Here is a 24,348-nt window from a genome sequence, read left to right as displayed (position 1 = left end):
CTGTGCAGTTGTAAAGGGGTTGTTTTCTTGGATCAAAAACAACAGAATTTGACAGCCATACGGTTAAAAAAAATTGCAGATCATATTGAGGATACGAGGGAAGAATATAATCATTTGCTCCTTCAAGTGCAAAAGCTCGTCAGTGGTAATGAGAAAACGATTCTGGATGATGAAAAAGTCAATGAAAAACTGTCAAGCACTTATCAACAAATGAAAGAATATGCCCTGTTTGTTAAGGCGATTGAGGCATTTTTAAGAACTTCGGCTAGAAATATAAAACGTGAAGACAGTTAGATTTAAGATAAGACCCCTTTTTCCGAAAGAGGGGTCATTTTTTGTGGAAAAGAAAACCCTAGGCTAGTCTTGGGTTCCAAAAAGCTTTCAGCGTTGTATAAAGAGATCCCCCAGAGTGAGTGCTAAAATATTTTTGGTTCAACAACCAAAATATGAGCAAGCGGAGGAGTTTTGAAGTCAAATGACACTAATAGTCTAGCGCACACAAGATGGAATTGTAAGTATCATATCGTATTTGCGCCGAAAGTACAGAAAACAGGTCATATGTGGAAAAATCAAGAAAGATATAGGAGAAATACTCCGAACTTTATGTGAAAGAAAAGGAGTCGAAATGATTGAAGCAACAGCGTGTAAAGACCATATCCATATGTTAGTGAGCATTCCATCAAAGATAAGTGTGTCAGCATTTGTGGAATATTTGAATGGGAATAGCAGTTTAATGATATTCGATCGCCACGCAAATTTGAAATACAGATATGGAAATCGGATATTTTGTTGCCCTGGATATTACGTAGATACAGTAGGAAGAAACAAAAAGGTAATAGAAGAATATATATGAAATCAGATACAAGATGATATCGTCACGGAACAATTAACGATGATTGAATATATCGATCAAATTCACAGGTGAAGAGGTCAAAAAAAGAAACGAAAATAAGGAGAAGGCCTTTGAGGTCTGGCCAGTAGAGGTAGTACATAAGGCGAACCATTCAGAAGCCCTTTAGGATTTGGTCAGTAACAAGGCTTTCAGCCGCAGAGAAAGAAGCTGTCTAAAAAGTCCTTTTTCAACATCAATCAGGGGGAATTGCGAGACTCCTGCGGAAACAGCGAGCCAGGCGAGACCCAAGAGGAGCAAGGAACGAGCTCCGAGGAGGCTCGCGGATCGCCCGCGGAAAGCGAGCAAATTCCCCAATTTTTATTCATCCACACGACTTTCAGGACAGCCCCAATTATTATTTGCTAAGGCGGAGAGCAGAATGTTTTGTCGGTCCAACAAATTGATTTAACTTAAACGATTCGCGAATAGCGGCTGTAATAAATTCTTTTGCAGAATAAATCGCTTCCTTTACACTGAAACCTTTCGCAAGTTCAGCTGTGATAGCTGCGGAATAAGTGCAGCCTGCTCCATGAGTGTAAGGTGTCTCAATCCGATCTCCTTCAATGACCTCGGTTTCTTGACCATCGTATAGAACATCGACAGCTTTTTCATGTGCTAATCTTCCTCCACCTGTAATCAGGACGTGTTTAGCACCAAGATGATGAATCAATTTAGCAGCTTCTTTCATTTGTTCAACGGTTTTAATTTCTCCAAGACCGCTAAGTTGTCCAGCTTCAAAAAGGTTTGGTGTAATCACTGTTGCAAGCGGGGTCAGAAGCTCACGCAATGCTTTCGCATGTTCCGGATAAAGCACTTCATTTGCACCTTTACATACCATGACCGGATCAATCACAACATTTTTCATATCGTGGTCTTTAATAGTTTCAGCCGCGATTTCGATGATCTCAACGGTTGGAAGCATACCTGTTTTCATCGCATCAACACCAATACCTTCTACAATGGTTTGAAGCTGTGAACGTAAAATATCCTTTTCAACAGGGAAAACTTGATGATTCCAGTTGTTAGTGGGATCCATAGCAACAATAACCGTTAGAGCTGTCATCCCGTAAACGTTTTTTTCTTGGAATGTTTTCAAATCTGCCTGAATACCAGCACCTCCACTTGAATCAGAGCCGGCAATTGTTAGTGCTTTGTGCATTGTCATGTTAAGTCATGCCTCCAAATGATAATCAATTCCATCCTATAGAGTGGTTAGTATTTATTATAGTCAGGTTTTTAATAGATCACAAATCAAGAATATCGGACTTTTGTTCATGTTAAAATGAATATTTTTTGTTTTATAATAGAAAAAGAGTTTTAAAAAAGGAGCTACTTCATTCGTGAGAATATCTATTGTCATTGTAACGCATAACAGAATCCCTGCTTTATGTGAATTGCTCGAATCTATTGTCAAACAATCTATTAAGCCCTACGAAGTCATTATTGTCAATGATGCTGGTGAAAGAATCGACTCTGTACAGTCGCTTTATTCAGACCTTCCGATTAAAGTGATCGATCTAGCTGAAAATGTCAAGCATGTTAAAGCAAGAAATATAGGGGTGAAAGAAGCAACCGGAGATGTTATCATGCTCAGTGATGATGATGATTTTTTTACGCCCTGTCATATGGAAAGAATGGCAAATGCAATGAAGGTGGCTGATCTCGTTTATTCAGATGCAGAAATCGTCTCTTTTAAAATGAAAGATGAGACGCGAATTCCGATTAGTCGGCGTCTCTTTGCTTATGCGCTCGATTTGGAGGAGATGCGAAAGTTTTCTACATATATTCCTTCTGGAAGTATGTATAAACGCTCGCTTCATCGAGAAATTGGCTATTTTGATCCCGGTGTCCATCATTATTGGGATTGGGATTTTTTTCTCCGTACAGCAGCAAGTTTTCAAGTGAAAAGAGTGCCTGTGGCAAGTGTCATCTATGCATTTTCAAATCAGGGAGACAATCAATCTAGCAATCTCAGTAAAAAGCGACAGTATTATTTAAATATTCTCTCTGAAAAGCATCAGCTTGGCAGTTTGCCTGTGAAAAATTTTTTTGTACTTCTTGACGAACCACAATTAAGAAAAAGACAAGCTGTTAGTGAGGTTGTCTGGGACGGTGAACCAGTGATATCTAGGTTTAGTAACGTAACTTTTTAGGAGGTTAAACCATTGAAACAAATATTGAATGACAGCTGGTGGGAACAGCTACAAGATGAATTTGATAAGCCTTATTATCAAGAATTAAGGGAAATGTTGAAGAAGGAGTACCGGGAGCATACGATTTATCCTGAACCAAACGATATTTATAATGCTTTACATTATACTTCTTATGATCAGGTTAAAGTGGTGATTTTGGGGCAGGATCCGTATCATGGACCTGGACAAGCACATGGTTTAAGTTTTTCCGTCAAGCCGGGAGTAAATCCGCCGCCATCTTTAAGAAATATTTTTGTCGAGTTGCACGATGATATAGGAGCAGAAATACCGAATCATGGTTCACTCGTCAGTTGGGCAAAACAAGGAGTCCTATTGTTAAACACCGTTTTGACTGTCAGAAGGGGGCAGGCAAATTCACATAAAGGAAAAGGGTGGGAACAGTTAACAGATAGTGTGATTGATGTTTTAAACAAACGAGAAAAGCCAGTCGTTTTTATTCTTTGGGGACGTCATGCTCAGTTGAAAAAAGAGAGAATTGATATATCAAAGCATTTTATCATTCAATCACCACACCCTAGTCCTTTTTCAGCGAGAAACGGTTTTTTTGGCAGTAAACCATTCTCAAGGGCAAATCAATTTCTGAAACAAATTAATGAAGAGCCGATCGATTGGTCGATACCGAAGTTGGTTGAACTGGAGCAGTGCTAAGTCCTAGCTAAAATAGGTTTTTATCGGTAGAAAATAACAAATTGTCATCTGCATCAGTCTAGCTTATTTGTTAAAATGAAGTGGAAATCAAAAAAGGTTTGGGGGATTAAGTTCATGAACATACATATGTCCAGTCTGCTTCAGAAGATGGAGGATGAACTGAAAAAGGCAAAGAATTGTCCTCAGGAGAGTGAGCTTAAATTACACATTGCAGTGATCCGCTCCCTTTGTGATGTCATTGTTGAAGAACGGCGTCCGGCCGTTCAGTCTTCTCCTTATTCACAGTCAGGAAAAAAAACTTCAGGCGACCTGATGCTAGAAAAAATGATGGGAACGAGCGGGGCTGAACAATTTCAAAAACAAGAGAAACAAAACCGAGAGGATGATGGGAACGGCGATTCGATTTTTGATTTTTAGAGAGCTTGTTTGTTTTAAAGAGAGAGGTTGATCAATGTGAAATTGTTTTTTGGGGCTTTACAATGGACAGCATTTATCATTGCGTCCGCTATCGTGGTCCCTATTGCCATCGGGCAGGCATTTGAACTGAATCAGCTTGAAACAGCAGAACTGATTCAAAGCACATTTTTCGTCTTAGGAACAACTGCTTTTGTTCAATGTTTGCTAGGACACCGTTTGCCGATTAATGAGAGTCCAGCCGGTCTTTGGTGGGGGGTCTATACGATTTATGCTGGACTCACTGGAACAGTATTTGCATCCTTTGGGGAAACACTCCAAGCATTGCAGGGGGCAATGTTGTTAAGCGCAGTTTTCTTTTTCTTTTTCAGTCTATTTAAGATCATTGATAAATTAGCCGTGATGTTTACTCCTGCTGTGACAGGTATATATTTATTACTTTTGGTGATACAGCTGAGTGAACCGATTATCAAAGGTGTCATGGGAATTGGCTACCGCAAGGATGAAGTTGACGGTCTCGTTTTTTTGCTTGCAGGAGTCATTATGATTGCCACATTTCTGATGAGTAAGTCGAATGTAGCATTTTTTAAACAATATTCTATTTTAGTTGCGCTTTTTGGTGGTTGGATTTTATTCGCTCTGTTTGGTGTGGCAAAAGCTCCGCAGCATACAGATCGATTTTTTCACATGCCTAGCCTGTTTCCTTTCGGGGTTCCGGTGTTTGATAGCGGTTTAATTGTGACTTCTTTGTTCATTACGATGTTGTTAATCGTCAACATGCTGGCAAGTATTCGCGTAGTTGAAGTGGCTGTTCAACAGGTTGAAAAGCTGGAGGAAAGAAATCGAGCTCGTCCGGCGGGATTTATTGCAGCGGCGGGTCATTTACTCAGCGGCTTACTGGGGGCAGTAGGAACGGTGCCAATTTCCGGAGCAGCCGGTTTTATCCAAACAACAAGAATTTCTTCAAAGAAACCATTTTTATTAGGGAGTTTTATCATTATTTTCATCAGTTTTTTCCCGCTGATCATGAATCTATTCGCAAGTTTACCGTCTCCTGTTGGTTTTGCTGTTAACTTTGTTGTGTTCTCAACGATGATCGGTATGGCTTTTTCTGAATTTGATTCATATGAGGCAAGTGAGGTAGGGCGTGTCCGGTTTCTCATCGGGATATCCCTTTTGGCAGGAGTAGGTGTGATGTTTGTTCCTGAGAGTGCCTTGAAAGGGATGCATCCTGTGATTGTATCCATTTTAAGTAATGGTCTTGTCCTTGGTACAATGCTGGCCATTGCCATAGAACAAATTCAGCTAAGAAAAAAGAAATCTTGAGTGTCATGAAAAGAGAAAGGTAGGCAATTGATCATGAAGTTATTTTTAATTATAGGTTCTATAAATGCGATGCTTGCCGTTGCTTTGGGGGCATTTGGTGCCCATGGGCTTGAAGGGAAAATTCCCGAGAAATATATGCAAATCTGGCAAACTGGTGTTCAGTATCATATGTATCATGCACTTGGATTAATTGCCGTTGCGCTTGTTGCCGGCAGAATAACTGATGCGGGCAGTTTAACTGTTGCCGGTTGGCTGATGTTTATCGGAATTATCTTATTTTCCGGTAGCTTGTACGTCTTGAGTCTCACGCAAATCAGCGTCCTTGGCGCCATTACTCCGTTAGGCGGTGTAGCTTTCATTGTCGCGTGGATCATGGTAGTTGTGTCTGCAGTTAAATACTTATAATTGCTTTCGGCTTGGTAATATAAAGAGAAAGTGGGTTTTGAAGCAAAGTACTGAACAATCTTTCATGTGGGCAAGACTCTTATTTGAATATCAAGATTTGACCAATCCTTGGGGGTTGGTTTTTTATTGTGGCTGTCTAAAAAGTCCTTGATCAACATGATTCAGGGGAAATTGCGAGACTCCTGCAGAAAGCCAGCAAATTCCCCAATTTTTATTCATCCACACTACTTTGGATTTGTTACCTGACCAACAAATTGAACTTTACCTAAGTGAAAAATGTGATAGTTGCATCTGTTGTTCATGACTATATTCAGTAGTATACGTTCTCCTTTTAGAGTTTATAGCTGTCCACTCCCTTTCATGCTCCTATGAAAGGTTACCCCCCGGGATAACGGAGATTAGCATATAAATGACTTTATCGTTTTCCGACAGAAGACTCCCTCCTCAGTCGTGTGAAGGGCGAAGCCAAACGATAGGTGGGAGATGAATGTCGGTTCGGCGATAGCCTAAAGGCTATTTTGTTGTCTACTTCATACTTAAGGATATAGTCTTATATAAGATAAAGGCTGATGTTACAATGAAATTAGACAGTAATAATCATTCAGTATTCTCAATATCGTAGAGAAGTCTTTGATGATAAAGTATCTGACTATGCTAAGGATATGTTTGTAAAGCTAGGTGAAAATACAATATCTCTCTAGTTGAGTGGAATCATGATAAAGACCATGTTCACATCCTGTTCAAAGCACATCCTAACACTGAATTATCAAAGTTCATCAATGCTTACAAAAGTGTTAGTTCACGATGAATCAAAAAAGGTTTTCCGCAGGTTAGAAAAAAGCTGTGGAAAGAAATGTTTTGGTCAAGAAGTTTTTGCTTACTAACTACTGGTGGTTCTCCCATCAATGTAGTTAAGAAATACAAGGAATGAAGTGAGGTGAAAGTCATGATCATCAACAAGGCATACAAATTCCGTATCTATCCAACCAAAGAACAAGAAATTCTAATTGCTAAAACAATCGGATGTAGTCGTTTCGTATTCAATCGCTTTTTAGGGCAATGGAATGACGCATATAAAGAAACAGGCAAAGGATTAACTTATCATTCTTGTTCTGCTGAATTAACAAAATTGAAAAAGGAATTCGTATGGCTAAAAGAAGTTGATAGCATTGCCCTTCAATCCTCACTGAAAAACCTTGCTGATTCATATACACGATTCTTCAAGAAACAAAATAAAGCACCACGCTTCAAGTCTAAAAAGAATGACGTACAATCCTACACGACTAAAGAAACAAATCACAACATTACTATTGTAGACAGAAAAATCAAATTGCCGAAACTTGGTCTTGTTCGCTTTGCCAAAAGTCGTGAAGTACATGGTCGTATCCTTAATGCTACCGTTAGACGAAATCCTAGTGGCAAATACTTTGTATCCATTCTAGCCGAAACAGAAGTACAACCATTGGAGAAAACGGATTCATCTATTGGTATAGACTTAGGCATCACTGACTTTGCCATTCTTTCTAATGGTCGTAAGATTGACAATAATAAGTTTACATCAAAAATGGAAAAGAAACTAAAACGTGAACAGCGAAAGCTTTCAAGACGTGCATTAAATGCTAAAAACCATGGTATTCACCTTCTTGATGCAAAAAACTATCAGAAGCAAAAACGTAAAGTTGCTAGATTACACGAAAGAGTAATGAACCAACGTGACGATTTCCTTAATAAGTTAAGTACAGAAATAATCAAAAACCACGATATTGTCTGTATCGAAGACTTGAATCCTAAAGGAATGTTACGCAATCATAAGTTAGCAAAATCAATCTCTGATGTGTCATGGTCTGCTTTTGTATCGAAATTAGAATACAAAGCGAAATGGCACGGTAAAACAATCGTAAAAATAAGCAGATGGTTTCCGTCTAGTCAAATATGTTCCGATTGTGGACATCAAGATGGCAAGAAAACTCTTGAAATAAGAAATTGGACTTGTCCTGTTTGTTATGAACATCACGATAGAGATATAAATGCCAGCAAAAATATCCTAGCCGAAGGCTTAAGAACCTTAGTTTTGGATTAAATATAGAACCGTAGGAATCTACGGGGATAGCTTGGTCAATAAGAGAAACCTCTGTTGGCAAAGAAATACGTCAACAAGTACGCTCTGTTCCCAAGAATCTCCCACTTCAATCAGACTGCAAGGTCGATAAGTGGGGGTAGTTCAATGAATGGCTATATGATCAACGTATACAGCTGATTGACCGCTGCTATTAGAAGCACCTATAAACTGAACACCAATTTCTTTCACATCATGTAAATTTGAGATTGATGATAAATTTAATGATATGACCGTTCCATTTGCTGCATTTATTTTTACACTTTGTCCATCAAACCATTTCCAATTAGAACCGGTTTTTATATAAAGCTTTGCATCAATTCCATTCCCAATGTTACCCCAGTTTGCATGTTTTACTGTTGCTTTTAATTGAGATTTTCCGCTAAAATTTTGTTGTTTAGTTAAAGATAGATAATGATTAGAGTGATGACTTAATTGAACGTTTGCTTTTAAAGAGTAGTTATCCTTTGCCGACCATTCGTTTGTATGCCAAGGACCGCCTGAAACATTTTCACCACTCCAGCTTTGTGTTCCTGATTCAAAATTATAAAGACTGTTTTCTGTCCCCGGACTTCCTGGATCATTACCTTTATCAAATATTGAGCATAATTTAGATGTCGCTTTTAAACCATATGAACCATGAACGATTGTTTTACCCCATGAGGTTAAATTGTTACCCGCCCAATCATGTGTTAAATCCAAGTAATCCCAGTCTGAACTATTTCCTTTCCAAGACCATGCAAGCCAGCCGACATTTTTATGTTGAGAATAACTCATAATGGTTGCTTCGTCTACATCTCCATTTGTATGTTTTTCTCCAAATTCACCGATGATTAAAGCAAGACCTTCGTTAAGAACATTGTCAATATTTGATTTAACTGTAGCTGCATCTTTCCCTGCATATTCATACATATGAATAGAGAACATCGTATTTTTTAATGGATCTGTATTGAACACTTCTTTACCATAATGATGAATCGAAGCTGGATATTGACCCCAACCTGCACAATCAACTATGAATGTATGGTTCAATCCTGCATTCCTTAATTTTGGAATCGCTTGTTTGTAGCCTTCTGCCCATTTTGCACTATCCCAAGTACCATGCCACTCGTTTGCAATATTTATGATGACTTTATCTTCTTTACCGATAAGTGCCTCTTTTATACTAATCCAATAATCAACAGCATTGTTCAGAGCAGTAATATCATCTTTTCCAGTGGTATCGTGTACTTCTAATACAGCAATAAGTTTATTCTTCTCTGCTAGATGAATAAGTTTTTTTACTGTATTGATGTCATCCTTTGTATATTGACTACCATCTGAAAGGACGATTCGAACTGTATTTGCTCCTGTTGCTGCAATGGCTTGGATAGCTGTTGCAGAGTCATCTTTATACCATGAATGAGCATGGTTAATACCTCTCATCACAAACGGATTGCCTTTTGCATCATACAGAGTGTTACCGCTTACATGAAACCCTTTCGCTGACTTTGCTTCTGAAGTAGAAACAAATAAAAAAGTCGATAGAATGAAAAGAAAACATAACATTAGACTAGGAACATTTTTTATTACCCTCATGTCATCACCTCTAAAATATTTTCTGCAACTCATTTTCTTAGCAATTACTTTTTCATTTCCTGCAAGTATTAGGTAGAACAATTGTCTATCGATCGAATTAAATTCTACAGACGAGCTGAAAGAAAGACAATATATTTTTTGAAAAACTGTCAAAAATAATGAATTTGGCATATAAGATTTATGTAGTTTAGGAATTACGTATCATTTAAATTTGTGAAATTAACCTACAATGTTGGGACTGACTCTATTCGTTTTGTCAACATTTAGAAGGAGAAACAGGTTTAGTATTTATGATTGTCGGGCAGCCTGTAGGTGTTTTCGGATGCAATGACTGACTTTTGATGAGAATTTGGAGTTGGTTTCGAACATTAAAGCTAAAACTGTGGCTCCAAGCGTTTGTCTATCTGTTGTTGTTTATAACCAAGTCATCATACTAGATGCTAATATTACTTGATCATAGCACGGAGCCGATCAGTTTTTGCTGTAGACTTGAGGTCAAGGGATTAATATCACCTCTGCAAAAAAATGAGTAGTAAAAGTACATTTTCATGATAAATTTAATATAGGATAACTGAACCATTCTTCCAGAAGGGAGTTGTACATTTCGGAGAATCTCATCTTCCGATTAAAAGAATGAAAATCAAACTAATCATAGCAGATGACAATTCATTTATTAGAGAAGGGATGAAAATCATCCTGAGTACGTACGAGGAATTTGAAGTATTAGCAACAGTTGAGGATGGCAGGCAGGCGGTTGATTTTTGCTTAAGCGAAACGGTCGATATTGCACTCTTGGATGTCCGAATGCCAAATATGAACGGAGTAGAGGCTGCAAAGTTTATTTCTTCACAAACAAATACAAAACCGTTTATTTTAACGACGTTTGATGATGATGAATATATTGTTGCTGCCATTCAAAATGGAGCAAAAGGATATTTATTGAAAAATACAGAACCAGAACGAATTAGAGATGCGATGAAGAGTGTTTATTATGGACATACTGTTATGCAGGATATTGTCATTGATAAGCTAAAATCGAGGTTAATTAAAAGCCAAAAACCGGAACTTAAAATTGATCAACGTCTATTTACTGATAGAGAATTGAGCATTATGGCACTTATCGCCAGGGGGCTTTCAAATAAAGAAATTGCAAAGGAACTCTTTATTTCTGAAGGGACAATCGCCAACTATATTTCTGCAATCTTGGGGAAAACAGGGCTTGATCATCGAACACAAATTGCGATTTATTATTTGACGGGAAAGGTAAACTTTTAACTGAGGGATCACAATGGAATTACGAATCATGATAAGTAAGCTTATTTTAATCGGATTTATCATCTACAATTGCCTGTTTTCAGAACAAGTTAAAATACCAATGCTTGTGTTTTGTCTATTGATTTATTTCTGTATAAACCTTTTAATTGCAATCATAAAAAAAAGAGCGGCAAGACAAGTTTTCATCATCATATCGATGTTCCTTTCCGCTTATTCTTATTTTGAGGTTGAGCCTTTATTTATCTTATTGTTACCTTTAAATCTCTATGAATGGGGAGAAGATATGCCGCGCTTTCGGCGGGTGATCTTTGTCATATCGATGATTCCTATCATTTTAATTAATGGACAGTTAGCAGCTATTTATGGATTAACTGCCGCTTTTTCTTTTCTGTTGTTTTCCATAACAAAACTGGATGAAACTCGGATCGAAAAGCTTGAAAACCAAGTCGATCAAACGAGGAAAAGTAATGACACTTTAACGAAAACGATCAATGAAAATCAAGAGTATATGAGACAGTCTCAATATACATTTCAATTAGAAGAACGTAACCGCCTTTCCCAGGAAATACATGATAAAATCGGTCATTCAATGACGGGGACACTTATTCAGCTGGAAGCAGCAAAACGTTTGCTGGAAAAAGATAAAGAAAAGGCTGCCGAACTATTGCAAAATGCGATTCATATATCAAAAGAGGGCATCGAAAAAATCAGATGGACATTGAAGAACATCAAACCGTCTCCCGAACAGATGGGGATCAACAGGCTAAAGTTATTGATAGATGAATGTTCAGCCCGGCACAATATTCAAATCTCTTTTCTCTATCAAGGCGATTTAGATGTTGTTTCTCATATTCAATGGAAAATCATCTTTGAAAATATTACAGAGGCTTTAACCAATACCATTAAGTATGCTAAGGCGACACATGTGTCAATCAATATCCATGTTCTTAATACTCTAATTAAAGTTGAAGTAAAAGACAATGGTGAAGGACACGGAAAGATCAAGAAAGGTATGGGTATTATCGGCATGGAAGAACGGGCGGCTTCTGTTCATGGCAAGGTGATTGTTGATGGTTCTAATGGATTCTCTGTCACTACATTGTTACCGAAATATGAATGATTTCATATGAAAATATGAGGATTCTCATGTTGAAAAGATGAATTGCTGCACTGCCGCAGACTTCATCTTTTTTTTATAATGATATTGTCAAGTAAAAATGAGGTGGAAATCATGAATGTACTAGAAATAAAAAATCTAACGAAAAAATTTGGTGATTTTGTTGCTGTTGACAATTTATCATTATCAATAGCTGAGGGTGAAATATTTGGATTTCTTGGTTCAAACGGCGCTGGAAAAAGTACGACCATTCATATGATTGCAAGTTTACTGCGGAGCAATGAAGGTGAGATATTTATTCTTGGTCAAAACATTGCTAAAAACCAAAAGTTTGCCAAAATGAATATTGGTATTGTGCCTCAAGACTTAGCGATATACGAAGATTTAACAGCATATGAAAACGTGAAGTTTTTCGCTGGACTATACGGGCTAAGGGGGTCCCATTTGCATGAACGTGTTGAAGAAGCATTACGATTTGTTGGTTTAAGTGATAAATTCAAGAGTTTCCCGAAAAATTTTTCAGGCGGGATGAAGAGGAGACTGAATATTGCCTGTGCGATTGCTCACAGACCAAAGCTGATCATCATGGACGAGCCAACAGTTGGAATCGATCCCCAGTCGAGAAATTATATTTTAGAGTCTGTTAAAAAGCTGAATGCGATGGGCTGTACCATTATTTATACAAGTCACTATATGGAAGAGGTCGAAGAAATCTGTTCACGAATTGCGATTATCGACCATGGGAAAATTATCGCTGAAGGAACAAAAGAACAGCTAAAAGCGATCATTACTCATACAAAAGATATTGTGATTGCTGTTAAAAATCCAGAAAGCATTGACACTGACAAACTAAAAAACATCAGTGGCGTAGAGATGGTTTCTCTTGAAGAAAATCTACTAAAGATCAACTCTAATGCTGAGGTCAACAATTTAAATCGAATCATTGAGCAGTTAATGAACAATTCTGTTGAAATTCGTTCATTTGAAGAAAAAGCACCAAATTTAGAAACCGTGTTCCTAACCTTAACCGGAAGAAATTTACGCGACTAGAAAGGAGGTACTTGGTTTGAATATACTCAACATTGCTAAAAAAGAAATCATCACTTCGTTTCGTGATAAAAGAACGTTATTTTTTATGCTGTTATTTCCAATTGTACTGATTATTATTCTAGGAACCGCACTTTCAAGTGCCTTTGACCAGCAATTAAAAGTTGATGATGTTCAGGTTCTCTATCAAGACCAGTCAAGCGGAGGGTTATCGGTAGGTTTTAAAGTTTTTATAAAAGAAGCGAAAAAATCTGGTGTCGATTTCAAACAAATATCAACTGGCATGAACGGAAAACATGAAGTCAAACAAGGGCATTATGATGCCTACATAGAAGTCAAAGATAGCGGTATTAAACTTTATCAAAGTGATAAGCGAAATGTTAAAACTAGCATTATTCAAGGAATGCTGACGGCGTTTAGCAATCAGTACAAAGCAGCTCGTGAGATGATTAAAGTGAACCCGCAACATGCCAAAATGGCTTTGGCAAACCGCTCTCATGACAATTATATTAAGGAAACATCAATCAATTCAAACAAACAGCCGCGTTCGATCGACTATTATGCGGTCACTATGACAACGCTGATGGCCCTCTATGGAGCGATGCATGCGAGTTTTCTTATTAGAGGAGAACGACTTGGCAAAACCGCTGATCGGCTAATGGCTGCTCCTCTTCGTAAAGGTGAAATCTTTGCTGGGAAGCTACTGGGCTGTATGCTGTCAAATGCAATTTGCATATTTTTGATTGTAACGGTTAGTAAATCTGTATTTAAAGCCAATTGGGGGGAACACCTTGGTGCTGTGTTCATTGTGTTGTTGTCCGTTGTCCTATTTGCTGTCAGTCTCGGTCTTGGTATTGGCGCGATGACGAAAACGGGTGAAGCGGCAAAGGCGATCATCGGTGTATTCATTCCGCTAGTTGGCTTTTTTGGAGGTGCCTATTTTCCCCTTAGTCATATGGAAGGGGCTATAGCAGTGATTAAAAAGCTTTCACCACTGACATGGACGAATGAAGCCATCACAAACATTGTTTTTTCAAATGATATTGGGGCAATGTTTCCAGCAATTGCGGTAAATACTGGGTTATCTGGTTTGCTGTTGCTGATCGCGCTTGTTTCATTACGTAGAAGGGAAGGGCTGTAAAATGAAAGAGATGTTTTGGTTAATTAAGAACACATTATATGTGACATTTAAAAAGAAGAAAAATATCATCTTATTTCTATGCCTTCCACTACTAGGAATATTTATATCGATTGTGGCTAGCCAGGATCATAACGGCACAAATGTAAAAGTTGGCATTGTCAGTCATGATAGTGGTCAGGTTGCTGCTGACACGAAGGGGTTTTTGCTGGGGCTTGAAAATATGAAAGTCATGAGTATCGATCAATCGGAAATGAAAAGTAAACTTGCAGCAGGAAAGCTTGATTGTGTCATCACAATAGATGAAGGATTCACTCAAAGTGTCTATGAAGGGAAGCCAAACCATATTAAAATTTCCTCAATAAAAGGGGCGGAAATTACTGGTTTTGTAAAATCGTATTTATATCATTACATTCATAATATTGCAGCGATCGGTAAAACGGCGAAGGGGGATTCAAAAACCTTTCAAAAGATGTATCAACATTATCAAAATGATACATTTAAAGTGAATATTCATAAGGTTGAAGATAAGCATCAAAATGAAATGAACTATCTCATGATCGGTTTCCTTCTAATGGCGATGCTGTATTCTGCAGGCAGTTTGTCTGAAATCCTAATTAAAGAAAAAGAAAACAGAACTTATTTCAGACTTTTGACAACACCGATTACCGCAAAGCAGTATGTACTGTCAAATATCGTGGTCTGTATGCTTGTTGTCACATTCCAAATCTTTTTTACAATGGTAATGATGAAGCATGTCTTTCATGTTGAACCAGGGGTTCCATTTTGGCAAATGGCGGTTATCTTAATGTTATTTGGATTAAGTGCTATCGGGCTGTCATTGATCACGGTTGTTTTTGCGAACAATTCCAAAACTGTAGGAGCTTTGCAAAACCTGATCTTCACCCCGACTATCATGATTTCTGGTTGTTATTGGCCTGTTGAAGTGATGCCAACATTCGCTCAAAAAATGGCTAATTTTCTCCCGCAAAGATGGGTTTTAAAGACATTGGAACAATTACAGGAAGGTCAGCAACTTCAACATTTATATTTGAATCTTCTGATCTTATTTGCTTTTGCGGCAGCATTTTTCTTAATTGTAGTCTACAGATTCAATCACAATAACAATGTGAGGAATTTTGGCTAAATCAATAAAAAAAGGGGGCTGTCCTGAAAGTCGTGTGGATGAATAAAAATTGGGGATTTTGCTCGCTTTCCACGGGCGATCCGCGAGCCTCCTCGGAGCTCGTTCCTTGCTCCCCTTGGGTCTCGCCTGGCTCGCTGTTTCCGCAGGAGTCTCGCAATTCCCCCTGATTGATGTTGAAAAAGGACTTTTTAGACAGCTCCTTTTATCTAGGTGTAAAAGTAGCCATTTGATATGGATATTCATAATTAATCGGTTCATCAAAGGTAATGTAATCAAGATATACCATCAATAGCAAATAACGGGTGCCTGTTTTTCTGTCACTTAAAATGAGATGGTCACGGCCAGCGGCTTCAATTTCTCCTCTGAAAACTTTTGCACCCCATTCCGGATTGTTTTCAAATGTCATGTAAACAGTTGCCACTTTGCCGCGGTTCAGCCGCAAAATATTTTCAATGTAGGACTGTTCTAACGGCAGCATTCCAGGTATGCTTGGAGCTGCCTGCTGTGGGGACATTGTAGTCATTGGCGGAACTTGAACTCCGGTCGGCTGCATTGGATACATTTCTTGACCGCCTATTTGTGGGAATGGCGGCTGCATTTGCTGTTGATACATTTGTCCCGTTTGAGGGTAAGGATTGGGTCCCATTTGTTGCTGGCGGAAATCCGGCATTTCAAGCTCTTGCAGAGGCTGAAATTGATTTTTTTTAGGTTTCATTTCGTTCCTCCTTATGTCTTAACAATCACATCATACCTTTACCCGGAACCTACATGAAACCGGGCCAGCGGTATTTAAGATGTTAGATCAGTATTTCTCATCCCTTAAACAGTATGAGGCAGGTTTCTTGAATATGACATTTAGGAAAAAAAGGCACTCAGAACGTACAATTCTGGAATTTTCAAATGAAAGAAGCGATTGTTGAACGGAAACCTTCAAATCGGGGGTATGAAAAAATCGGCTGGATCGTAAAAATCCAACCGATTTGATTGCGAGCTGTCATTACCCTGTAATGACTTCATCATGTGGATGACGGATCGGTGCTTTCTTTTCTTTTGCAAATGTAAATGCCATTGTTAACGGACCAACGCGGCCGATGAACATCATCATCATAATAACTGCTTTTCCCACAGTTGTTAACTCAGGGGTCAATCCCGTTGATAAGCCGACTGTTCCAAAAGCGGATAACACTTCAAAGACGATACTTAAGAAGGGAGCATCCTCAGTGATTGTCAACACAAATATCGTCAACATTACAAATGAAAAACTGATCACAATAATAGCCAGTGCACGCAAAATGGTTTGCATTTTAATCGCGCGATGAAATACGACCGTTTCGCTTTTGCCTCGTAAAAATGTCATGGTTGCCAATATCATCACAATAAAGGTCGTCAGTTTGATTCCGCTTCCTGTTGAGGCGCTTCCTGCACCAATAAACATCAAAACGATGATCAGGAGAAGAGACGGTGTTGTTAATTGAGCGATATCTAACGTATTAAATCCAGCAGTTCTTGGTGTGACGCCTTGAAAATATGCGCCCCATAATTTTTCTGTTAAGGAAAGGTTTCCTAAAGTCCCTGGATTACCATATTCCAAAATAAAAATCGTCAACGCAGCGATCGTGTTGATGGTTAGTGTTCCCACAATCATCAGTTTAGAATGAAGCGACAATTTTCGAAAGTTTCGTTTTGTCCATAAATCTATCATCACTGTAAATCCGATTCCACCAGTAATAAAAAGCCCTGTAATCACCAGGTTGACAACCGGGTCACCTACATATTGAGACAAGCTGTCAGACCAGAGGGAAAAGCCTGCATTATTAAAGGCTGAAATTGTGTTGAAAATACTATGAAACATGCCTTCCTTCAAACCATATTCAGGGACCCATCTAATGGAAAGAATAATAAAGGCGACAAACTCAATAACAATGGTGAAAATAAACAAATGCTTGACTAAACGGACAAGACCGCCTAAAGAAGTTTGATTAAAAGCTTCCTGAACGAGAATTCGCTGTTGTAAACCAATTTTCTTACCAATCATCATGACGATTAAAACAGCAAACGTCATTAAACCTAATCCACCAACCTGAATCAGACACATAATGACAGTTTGTCCGAAAACGGTATAATCTACCCCGGTATCAATGACAACCAAGCCAGTAACAGTCGTTGCCGAGGTAGCCGTAAACAGAGCGTCAAGCCAAGAGATATATGTTGTTGAGGCGATTGGCAGTTTCAATAGACAAGCACCAACTGCAATAATAATTAAAAAGCTAAGTGCCAGAGTTTGCGGTGGACTAATATTAATTGTTTTTCCTTTTACAAGCTTTGTTGAAACTGATTTTGGCATGTTGTCTATCCTTTCTATCTATTAGAAATGGTACGCCATTCATTTTGTACTTTTTCAAATAATGATAATGTACAGTTTAATATCGGATTTGTCAATATAAAGAAGTAGGTTATGATTGATTCTTTAGCCCTGCTTTATGTAGAAAATCATCTGGAAACGGGGATGGGTAAGGATTAAGAATTTGTGCTTGAAGAACAAGATGCGGGATTTTCTTAAGAAAGAGCAGTAAGTGCAACGGGAACATTAGTCTTGCTTATATCATTATTCTGTTCATTGTTTTGTTCAGCGGCAAATGAATGGGTCGCTGGAATGATTACAACGAGACTCATGACTAGAGACAGTACTACTGTTATATCTTTCTTCAAACAAAAAACATCCTTTCCTGTAATATAAACAACTATAGACCTTTTTGGAATGCTTTTCATATGATTTAATGAAAATTAAGAAAGGTATGATATTTCGTGAGAGTTATTTGGTTTTTTTAGGGTCTGCTCTGATGGGAATCATAATGAGTACCATTAAAGAAAAGTTTCCGTCTACTGTGATAACAGTTGTTTTGGTGGTTTTTGTGGCTGCTTGTTTGATTTTTGACCTGGTTAAACGTAAGAGGAGCCAAGAGCAGGGTGATAAAAAATATGATTTTATATGGTGGATTGCAACACTTCTCATGGTCTAGTGATGACTTTTAATACTGTTTTTTTGAAAATTGACCCTTTGTATAATAATATCGTTATATTGATTTACATTGTGTTAATGGTAATTATTAAGAGTAGATGGAAGAGAAGAAAGTTATGATAGATTAAGCTCCCCATTGGGGATTTCTAGAATCTCCATCCTTTGATGTCGCGATCGAAAGAATAAAGTAGAATATTTTTAAAAATTATAAAGGGGTTGTCCTGAAAGTCGTAAATTGGGGAATTTGCTCGCTTTCCGCGGGCGATCCGCGAGCCTCCTCGGAGCTCGTTCCTTGCTCCTCTTGGGTCTCGCCTGGCTCGCTGTTTCCGCAGGAGTCTCGCAATTCCCCCTGATTGATGTTGAAAAAGGACTTTTTAGACAGCTCCTTTGACTGTTAAATATATAAAAAGGAAGGTAGTTGTTTTGTTGTTAGACGGTTTCCGACAAAGAATGACCCAAATTCTCCGTAACGGGCGCTGACTTCATCAAAACGCATTTCATAGACAAGTTTTTTAAATTGAAGTACATCATCAGAAAACAGTGTAACACCCCATTCGAAGTCATCAAAACCAACTGAACCGGTAATAATTTGTTTGACTTTACCAGCATAACCGCGTCCAATCATGCCGTGGCTGCGCATCAGTTTTTTTCGTTCTTCCATTGACAGCATGTACCAGTTGTCATTGCCTGACCTTCTTTTATCCATTGGATAGAAACAAACATGGCGAGCGTCAGGAAGTTCAGGATAGAGGCGTGCCCGCACCTGCGGATTTTGATAAGGATCGCCTTCACCGCTTCCCATATAGTTGCTAAGCTCAACAACAGATACGTAAGAATAAGCAGGAATTGTATATTCTGCAAGTTTTGACTTGTTGAATTCAAGTTCAATTTGATTTAATTCTTCCATTGTTGGGCGTAATACCATGATCATGAGGTCCGCCTTTTGACCGACAATGCTATACAATGTATGACTACCATTTCCTGATGTTTCTGTTTTCCCCCACTTTTCAAGGAGACTGCTAAATTCGCTCATAATCACTTGGCGCTCATCACTTGATAACAGCTTCCAAGAAGACCAGTCCATCGTCCGAAAATCGTGAAGGGCATACCAGCCATCAAGTGTTACTGCAGCTTCATTTGTCTTTTGCTGTTCACTCATATTGATCACTCCCAAATCTTATGTATTGATTTCATCATAACATAGTTCCCTCCACTTCATCTGTTTAGAAGTTTTGAGTGCATTTTTTAAAAATATATTTTTGAAAGCGCTATAATAATCATGAATATTTGAATTTATATTTTAAAAGAGTATGCTAAAATAGAGAGGTTTTTTTGTGACAATATCAAGGAGGGTACATAGTGGCAGATCTATTTTCAACAGTACAAACAAAAGTAGCAGGCAAAGGGGTTAAAATTGTATTTCCAGAAGGTTTAGATGAACGCATTTTGAAAGCGATCAGCAATCTTAGTGAAGATAACGTATTAAAGCCCATTCTCATCGGAAACGAGCAGGAGATTAAGGCAAAAGCGACAGGGTTGAATATCACCATTGATGGTGTTGACATTTATGATCCACATACATATGAAGGAATGGAAGACCTTGTTCAGTCTTTTGTGGAGCGTCGTAAAGGAAAAGCAACAGAAGACCAGGCCCGCCAGATCCTTTTAGATGAAAACTACTTTGGTACAATGCTTGTTTATAAAGGGCTAGCTGACGGACTTGTCAGCGGTGCGGCACATTCTACGGCCGATACAGTTCGACCAGCACTGCAGATTATCAAAACAAAGCAAGGTGTTCAGAAAACGTCAGGTGTTTTTATTTTGGCACGCGGTGATGAGCAATATGTATTTGCAGACTGCGCAATTAATATTGCACCCGACAGTCGTGATCTGGCAGAAATTGCAGTCGAAAGTGCTAAAACGGCGAAAACGTTTAATATTGAGCCTCGTGTGGCGATGCTCAGCTTTTCAACAAAAGGGTCGGCAACATCTGATGAGACTGAAAAAGTGGCTCAGGCAGTTACCATTGCGAAAGAAGCCGCACCAGAACTTACAGTAGACGGTGAGTTCCAGTTTGATGCGGCATTTGTTCCATCTGTCGCTGAGAAAAAAGCTCCAGGCTCCGTGATTAAAGGCGATGCCAATGTGTTTGTTTTTCCGAGTCTTGAAGCGGGAAATATTGGGTACAAAATCGCTCAGCGCCTTGGCAGCTTTGAAGCCGTCGGTCCGATTTTGCAAGGACTGAACATGCCTGTCAATGATCTGTCTAGAGGATGCAATGCAGAGGATGTATACAATTTAGCGTTGATTACAGCTGCTCAAGCACTATAATGAAAGAGACGGTGAATCTTGTAAAGGTTCACCGTTTTTCTATCAATGGTATAATAGATGAATCAGAATGAATGATGAAAGGGTATGCATCAATCATGACAAAGCAATTGATGGATTTACTGATCCAGCCGACATGGAGAATCATTGACCAATCAAGTCTTGGTCCATATTTTGATGCGAAGCAATCTTTTGCGATAGATGACACACTGTGCGCCTCTGTCGGAAAGGGGTTGTCTCCGGCGACAGCCAGATCATGGGTGCATCATGATACAGTTGTTCTTGGCATTCAAGATACAAAGCTTCCTTTTTTACAAGAGGGAATTTCTTTTCTTGAGAGCTCCGGCTACAAAGTCATCGTCCGCAATTCAGGAGGACTGGCAGTCGTATTGGACAGCGGGGTGTTAAATGTCTCTTTGATTTTTCAGGATAAGAAAAATGGAATCGATATTGACCGCGGCTATGAGGCAATGGTTGAGCTGATCAACAGAATGCTGTCAACTTACAATGTAGAGGTTGAAGCATATGAAATTGTCGGATCTTATTGTCCGGGCAGTTATGATTTAAGTATTGGCGGTAAAAAATTTGCGGGTATTTCCCAAAGACGGCTAAGAGGCGGTGTGGCGGTTCAAATTTATGTATGTGCTGATCAAAGCGGCAGTAAACGGGCTGAACTGATCAGACGTTTTTACGACATCGCTCTAAAAGATCAGCGCGGGCAAACAAAGACCGTTTATCCTGATATTCGCCCTGAAACGATGGCTTCACTATCTGAACTTCTTCATGAAGACATCTCAGTTCAAAACCTGATGCTTGCTCTATTGACTGAGTTGAAGGGACTCAGCGAGCGAATTTATGAAGCACCGCTCCTGGAGGAAGAAGAGAACGAGTATGAAAAAAACCTGTTACGTATGCTGGAACGAAACGAAAAGGTATTTCATAAATAATAAACGCTCCGGGGGGAATTCGGAGCGTTTTCATGTTATTCTGCCATTTTTTCCAAGTTTCCATTGCGATCCATTTTAAAAGCTGGAGCAGCGTGTTCATCATCTTCAAATAAAACTAGCTTTCTTGCACGATTCATAATTTTTACAAGCGTTTCGTAGTCTTCTTGAATGGTCGTTTGATCTTTCTCCAGTTTTTTGACCTCTGCTTCAAGTTTTTCTACTTTTTTCATTAAGTCTTCATTTTCAGATTTTAAACGATTATTTTCCATTTTTAGAGCTGTCGTTTGTTCTTGCTTGCCTGTATAGTTTTGTAAAAACTGAATGACATCCTCTATTGTCATGTTCGTTGGTGAAACAGCAGTTTGCGTGTTACTCGCTTGATTTGGTGTTAGAAGATGCGACAAACTAGCTAACTCTTCTTTGAAGTTTTCATCTACATAAGGAAGATGCTCACTTGCTATCGGTGCTTGTTGTTGCTCATTTTCTTCTTTTGGTTGTTGCTGAACAGTCGTTTCAACTGGTGTCTTCGTATTGATTTCTGCTGTTTCCATTGGTGGTTTATACAATAATCGTTTTTTCGCTGGTTGACCATTTCCAAGCGCCCGCATTCTTTGTTTCCGCTGTTTTTTTGCTAGCTGTAAAGCTTTTTCATATTGATGTCGAACTACGGCATTCCATCTAAACCCACAAGCGGCAGAAGTCCGGTTTAATTTGTCACCAACTTCTTCAAAGGCATTCAATTGTGTGCTGCCTTCTCTAACATGCCGTAAAACAGTTTCGGCTAGCAATAAATCATTCTCCTCAGACCAAGCATCTTGTCTTTGTTTCATGAATTCTCAACTCCCAATCTTAAGTATTAATATTAGAATGTCCAAGTTGGAAAATATTTATACAAGTTTGCTAAAAGAATAGGATTTGGTTCGTTTCGTGAATGGTTTCTTGCAGGAATAGAAGAATCCCTGTACAATAAAACTTGGTGTCATTTTTATGATAGCTCGGCAAAATTGAATGCCTTCCATAAAGATAATGAACAAAATGAAAGGAAGCGTATGAAATGGCTAATGAGTTTCGGGTATGTGATGATTGTCAAGCCACAAATTTAAAGACGCTTTTGCCTCGATTAAAAGAAGTCGATCCGGAAGCAAAAGTGGAGATCGGTTGTCAGTCTTATTGTGGACCAGGACGGAAAAAATCATTTGCATTTGTGAATAATCGTCCGCTGTCTGCTCCTACTGAAGATGAGCTGATCGAAAAAATTAAGAAAAAATTAAACAAATAATCGCCTCCCTTTTGGGTTAGGCGTTTTTACTTTTAGAACAAATCCACAGATAAATTCAAGGATGTTTTCAACAAATGTGAGCCGATATAATAGAAATAGGCCAAATAGAGACAACTGGCAGACAGACAGCCAGTTGATTGAAAAAGAGGGACATATATGGCGTATCCATACGGAAAGTTATCAGAAGAAAAAGTGTTTAAAGACCCTGTTCACCGCTATGTTCATGTGTGGGACAAGTTGATCTGGGATTTGATCGGAACCCGTGAATTTCAAAGGTTGCGCAGAATTAAACAGCTGGGAACGACATACTTAACTTTTCATGGGGCTGAACACAGCCGTTTTAGTCATTCACTTGGTGTCTACGAAATTGTCAGGAGAATGGTTGATGACGTGTTTAAAGGCAGACCAGAATGGGATGATAGTGAGCGGGATTTGTGTTTGTGTGCGGCACTGCTGCATGATTTAGGACATGGTCCATTCTCACACTCATTTGAAAAAGTTTTTCGTCTTGATCATGAAGATTTTACCCGTCAAATTATTTTAGGTGATACAGAAGTTCATCAAGTGTTAAAAAAAGTGAGCCCCACGTTCCCGAAAGATGTCGCTGAAGTCATAGCAAAAACGTATCGAAACAAACAAGTGGTCAGTTTGATTTCAAGTCAAATTGACGCTGACCGTATGGACTACCTCCAACGTGATGCGTACTACACGGGTGTCAGCTATGGACATTTTGATATGGAACGAATTCTTCGTGTCATGCGTCCGCGCGAAGATCAAATCGTTATCAAACAAACGGGTATGCATGCTGTAGAAGATTATATTATGAGCCGATATCAAATGTATTGGCAAGTTTATTTTCATCCTGTGACAAGAAGCGCTGAAGTGATTTTGACAAAGATTTTGCACAGGGCAATGAAGCTTTATCAAGAGGGCTACGAGTTTACGCATGCACCTGTTCATTTTGATTCACTTTTTGAAGGCAATGTCACATTAGCAGATTATTTAAGCCTTGATGAGCCTATTATTCTTTATTATTTTCAGTCATGGGAGAATGAAGCTGATCCGATTTTGGCTGATTTATGTCGCCGTTTTATTAACCGTCGATTGTTTCAGTATGCTGAATTCAATCCGAATGAGGAAATGTCAACTTACTTTGAATTAACGGCGTTGTTTAAAGAGGCAGGTATTGATCCAGATTATTATCTTGCGGTAGACTCATCATCTGATCTCCCCTATGATTTTTACAGACCCGGAGAAGAAGAGGAGCGGCTCCCGATTCACTTGCTGACCCATAACGGTCAAATTAAAGAACTGTCACGGGAGTCCGATATTGTTGATGCGATTTCAGGTAAACGGCGGACAGACCATAAGCTTTATTTTCCACTTGATATCATTGAAGGATTATCAGAAGACCGGCATACAAAAAAAATAAAAGAACTGCTCGGATTAAGATAGAAAG

General features: G+C 38.7%; 22 protein-coding genes and 2 pseudogenes. 18 read left to right on the top strand and 6 right to left on the bottom strand.

What is annotated here, in order from left to right:
* The first annotated feature begins 27 nt into the window (after positions 1-27).
* Together HOO54_RS20420 and tnpA (HOO54_RS20415) are read left to right on the top strand one after the other, a co-directional pair.
* On the top strand, positions 28-294 hold the full coding sequence (locus HOO54_RS20420) for a hypothetical protein (protein ID WP_253907722.1): 267 nt from the start codon (positions 28-30) through the stop codon (positions 292-294).
* 171 nt (positions 295-465) lie between these two features.
* Positions 466-1,019: pseudogene (tnpA, locus tag HOO54_RS20415) on the top strand (IS200/IS605 family transposase).
* 228 nt (positions 1,020-1,247) lie between these two features.
* On the opposite strand, the gene HOO54_RS20410 reads toward tnpA (HOO54_RS20415), so the two are convergent.
* Complete coding sequence (locus tag HOO54_RS20410) at positions 1,248-2,057, bottom strand: bifunctional hydroxymethylpyrimidine kinase/phosphomethylpyrimidine kinase (RefSeq protein WP_172298554.1); 810 nt, start codon at positions 2,055-2,057, stop codon at positions 1,248-1,250.
* A 175-nt stretch (positions 2,058-2,232) separates the two neighbouring features.
* Between HOO54_RS20410 and HOO54_RS20405 the strand changes: the two genes are divergently transcribed.
* From HOO54_RS20405 to tnpB, 7 genes and pseudogenes are all read left to right on the top strand, one after another.
* Positions 2,233-3,045 carry a glycosyltransferase family 2 protein gene (locus HOO54_RS20405; protein WP_172298552.1) on the top strand — a complete coding sequence of 271 codons (813 nt, stop codon included), beginning with the start codon at positions 2,233-2,235 and terminating at the stop codon, positions 3,043-3,045.
* Positions 3,046-3,057: 12 nt separating this feature from the next.
* Positions 3,058-3,753, top strand: a complete 696-nt coding sequence (locus HOO54_RS20400) for a uracil-DNA glycosylase (protein ID WP_172298550.1) — start codon at positions 3,058-3,060, stop codon at positions 3,751-3,753.
* A 114-nt stretch (positions 3,754-3,867) separates the two neighbouring features.
* Positions 3,868-4,170: a YwdI family protein gene (locus tag HOO54_RS20395; protein ID WP_172298548.1), complete on the top strand. Its 303-nt coding sequence runs from the start codon at positions 3,868-3,870 to the stop codon at positions 4,168-4,170.
* A gap of 36 nt (positions 4,171-4,206) precedes the next feature.
* Positions 4,207-5,493 carry a purine/pyrimidine permease gene (locus HOO54_RS20390; protein WP_172298546.1) on the top strand — a complete coding sequence of 429 codons (1,287 nt, stop codon included), beginning with the start codon at positions 4,207-4,209 and terminating at the stop codon, positions 5,491-5,493.
* Between the two features lie 33 nt (positions 5,494-5,526).
* Complete coding sequence (locus HOO54_RS20385) at positions 5,527-5,898, top strand: DUF423 domain-containing protein (RefSeq protein WP_172298544.1); 372 nt, start codon at positions 5,527-5,529, stop codon at positions 5,896-5,898.
* A 577-nt stretch (positions 5,899-6,475) separates the two neighbouring features.
* Positions 6,476-6,829: pseudogene (gene tnpA, locus HOO54_RS20380) on the top strand (IS200/IS605 family transposase).
* 15 nt (positions 6,830-6,844) lie between these two features.
* Positions 6,845-7,978: an IS200/IS605 family element RNA-guided endonuclease TnpB gene (gene tnpB / locus HOO54_RS20375; RefSeq protein WP_172298542.1), complete on the top strand. Its 1,134-nt coding sequence runs from the start codon at positions 6,845-6,847 to the stop codon at positions 7,976-7,978.
* 141 nt (positions 7,979-8,119) lie between these two features.
* Here tnpB and HOO54_RS20370 read toward each other — a convergent pair whose 3' ends face one another.
* Positions 8,120-9,592, bottom strand: coding sequence for a glycoside hydrolase family 5 protein (locus HOO54_RS20370; protein ID WP_172298540.1), 1,473 nt, complete (start codon positions 9,590-9,592; stop codon positions 8,120-8,122).
* Positions 9,593-10,225: 633 nt separating this feature from the next.
* Between HOO54_RS20370 and HOO54_RS20365 the strand changes: the two genes are divergently transcribed.
* From HOO54_RS20365 to HOO54_RS20345, 5 genes are all read left to right on the top strand, one after another.
* Positions 10,226-10,867, top strand: coding sequence for a response regulator (locus HOO54_RS20365; RefSeq protein ID WP_172298538.1), 642 nt, complete (start codon positions 10,226-10,228; stop codon positions 10,865-10,867).
* A gap of 13 nt (positions 10,868-10,880) precedes the next feature.
* Positions 10,881-11,987: a sensor histidine kinase gene (locus HOO54_RS20360; RefSeq protein WP_172298536.1), complete on the top strand. Its 1,107-nt coding sequence runs from the start codon at positions 10,881-10,883 to the stop codon at positions 11,985-11,987.
* Positions 11,988-12,098: 111 nt separating this feature from the next.
* Positions 12,099-13,034, top strand: coding sequence for an ABC transporter ATP-binding protein (locus HOO54_RS20355; protein ID WP_172298534.1), 936 nt, complete (start codon positions 12,099-12,101; stop codon positions 13,032-13,034).
* Positions 13,035-13,050: 16 nt separating this feature from the next.
* Positions 13,051-14,172: an ABC transporter permease gene (locus tag HOO54_RS20350; protein WP_172298532.1), complete on the top strand. Its 1,122-nt coding sequence runs from the start codon at positions 13,051-13,053 to the stop codon at positions 14,170-14,172.
* Position 14,173: 1 nt separating this feature from the next.
* The gene (locus HOO54_RS20345; RefSeq protein ID WP_172298530.1) at positions 14,174-15,316 is read left to right on the top strand and encodes an ABC transporter permease; all 1,143 of its coding nucleotides are present in this window, start codon (positions 14,174-14,176) and stop codon (positions 15,314-15,316) included.
* Between the two features lie 202 nt (positions 15,317-15,518).
* Here the strand turns inward: HOO54_RS20345 and gerQ are convergent, their stop codons facing one another.
* From gerQ to hemQ, 3 genes are all read right to left on the bottom strand, one after another.
* Entirely contained in the window at positions 15,519-16,031 is a 513-nt protein-coding gene (gene gerQ / locus HOO54_RS20340; protein ID WP_172298528.1) for a spore coat protein GerQ, read from the bottom strand.
* Positions 16,032-16,313: 282 nt separating this feature from the next.
* Positions 16,314-17,660, bottom strand: a complete 1,347-nt coding sequence (locus HOO54_RS20335) for a TrkH family potassium uptake protein (RefSeq protein WP_172298526.1) — start codon at positions 17,658-17,660, stop codon at positions 16,314-16,316.
* Positions 17,661-18,729: 1,069 nt separating this feature from the next.
* Positions 18,730-19,494 (bottom strand): hydrogen peroxide-dependent heme synthase, encoded by a 765-nt coding sequence (gene hemQ / locus HOO54_RS20330; protein WP_172298524.1) that lies wholly within the window; start codon positions 19,492-19,494, stop codon positions 18,730-18,732.
* A gap of 200 nt (positions 19,495-19,694) precedes the next feature.
* Here hemQ and pta point away from each other — a divergent pair, with 200 nt between their 5' ends.
* The gene (pta, locus tag HOO54_RS20325) at positions 19,695-20,666 is read left to right on the top strand and encodes a phosphate acetyltransferase (protein WP_172298522.1); all 972 of its coding nucleotides are present in this window, start codon (positions 19,695-19,697) and stop codon (positions 20,664-20,666) included.
* 95 nt (positions 20,667-20,761) lie between these two features.
* The gene (lipL, locus tag HOO54_RS20320; protein WP_172299744.1) at positions 20,762-21,610 is read left to right on the top strand and encodes an octanoyl-[GcvH]:protein N-octanoyltransferase; all 849 of its coding nucleotides are present in this window, start codon (positions 20,762-20,764) and stop codon (positions 21,608-21,610) included.
* A 35-nt stretch (positions 21,611-21,645) separates the two neighbouring features.
* Here the strand turns inward: lipL and HOO54_RS20315 are convergent, their stop codons facing one another.
* Positions 21,646-22,440 (bottom strand): RsfA family transcriptional regulator, encoded by a 795-nt coding sequence (locus tag HOO54_RS20315; RefSeq protein WP_172298520.1) that lies wholly within the window; start codon positions 22,438-22,440, stop codon positions 21,646-21,648.
* A gap of 224 nt (positions 22,441-22,664) precedes the next feature.
* Here HOO54_RS20315 and HOO54_RS20310 point away from each other — a divergent pair, with 224 nt between their 5' ends.
* Positions 22,665-22,889, top strand: coding sequence for a YuzB family protein (locus HOO54_RS20310; RefSeq protein ID WP_172298518.1), 225 nt, complete (start codon positions 22,665-22,667; stop codon positions 22,887-22,889).
* A gap of 156 nt (positions 22,890-23,045) precedes the next feature.
* On the top strand, positions 23,046-24,344 hold the full coding sequence (locus HOO54_RS20305) for an HD domain-containing protein (RefSeq protein ID WP_172298516.1): 1,299 nt from the start codon (positions 23,046-23,048) through the stop codon (positions 24,342-24,344).
* Positions 24,345-24,348: the final 4 nt, after the last annotated feature.

Origin of the sequence: Bacillus sp. WMMC1349, from assembly GCF_013155385.1 — a bacterium.
Lineage (GTDB): Bacteria > Bacillota > Bacilli > Bacillales > Bacillaceae > Bacillus.
This window is presented reverse-complemented; position numbering and strand designations above follow the sequence as displayed.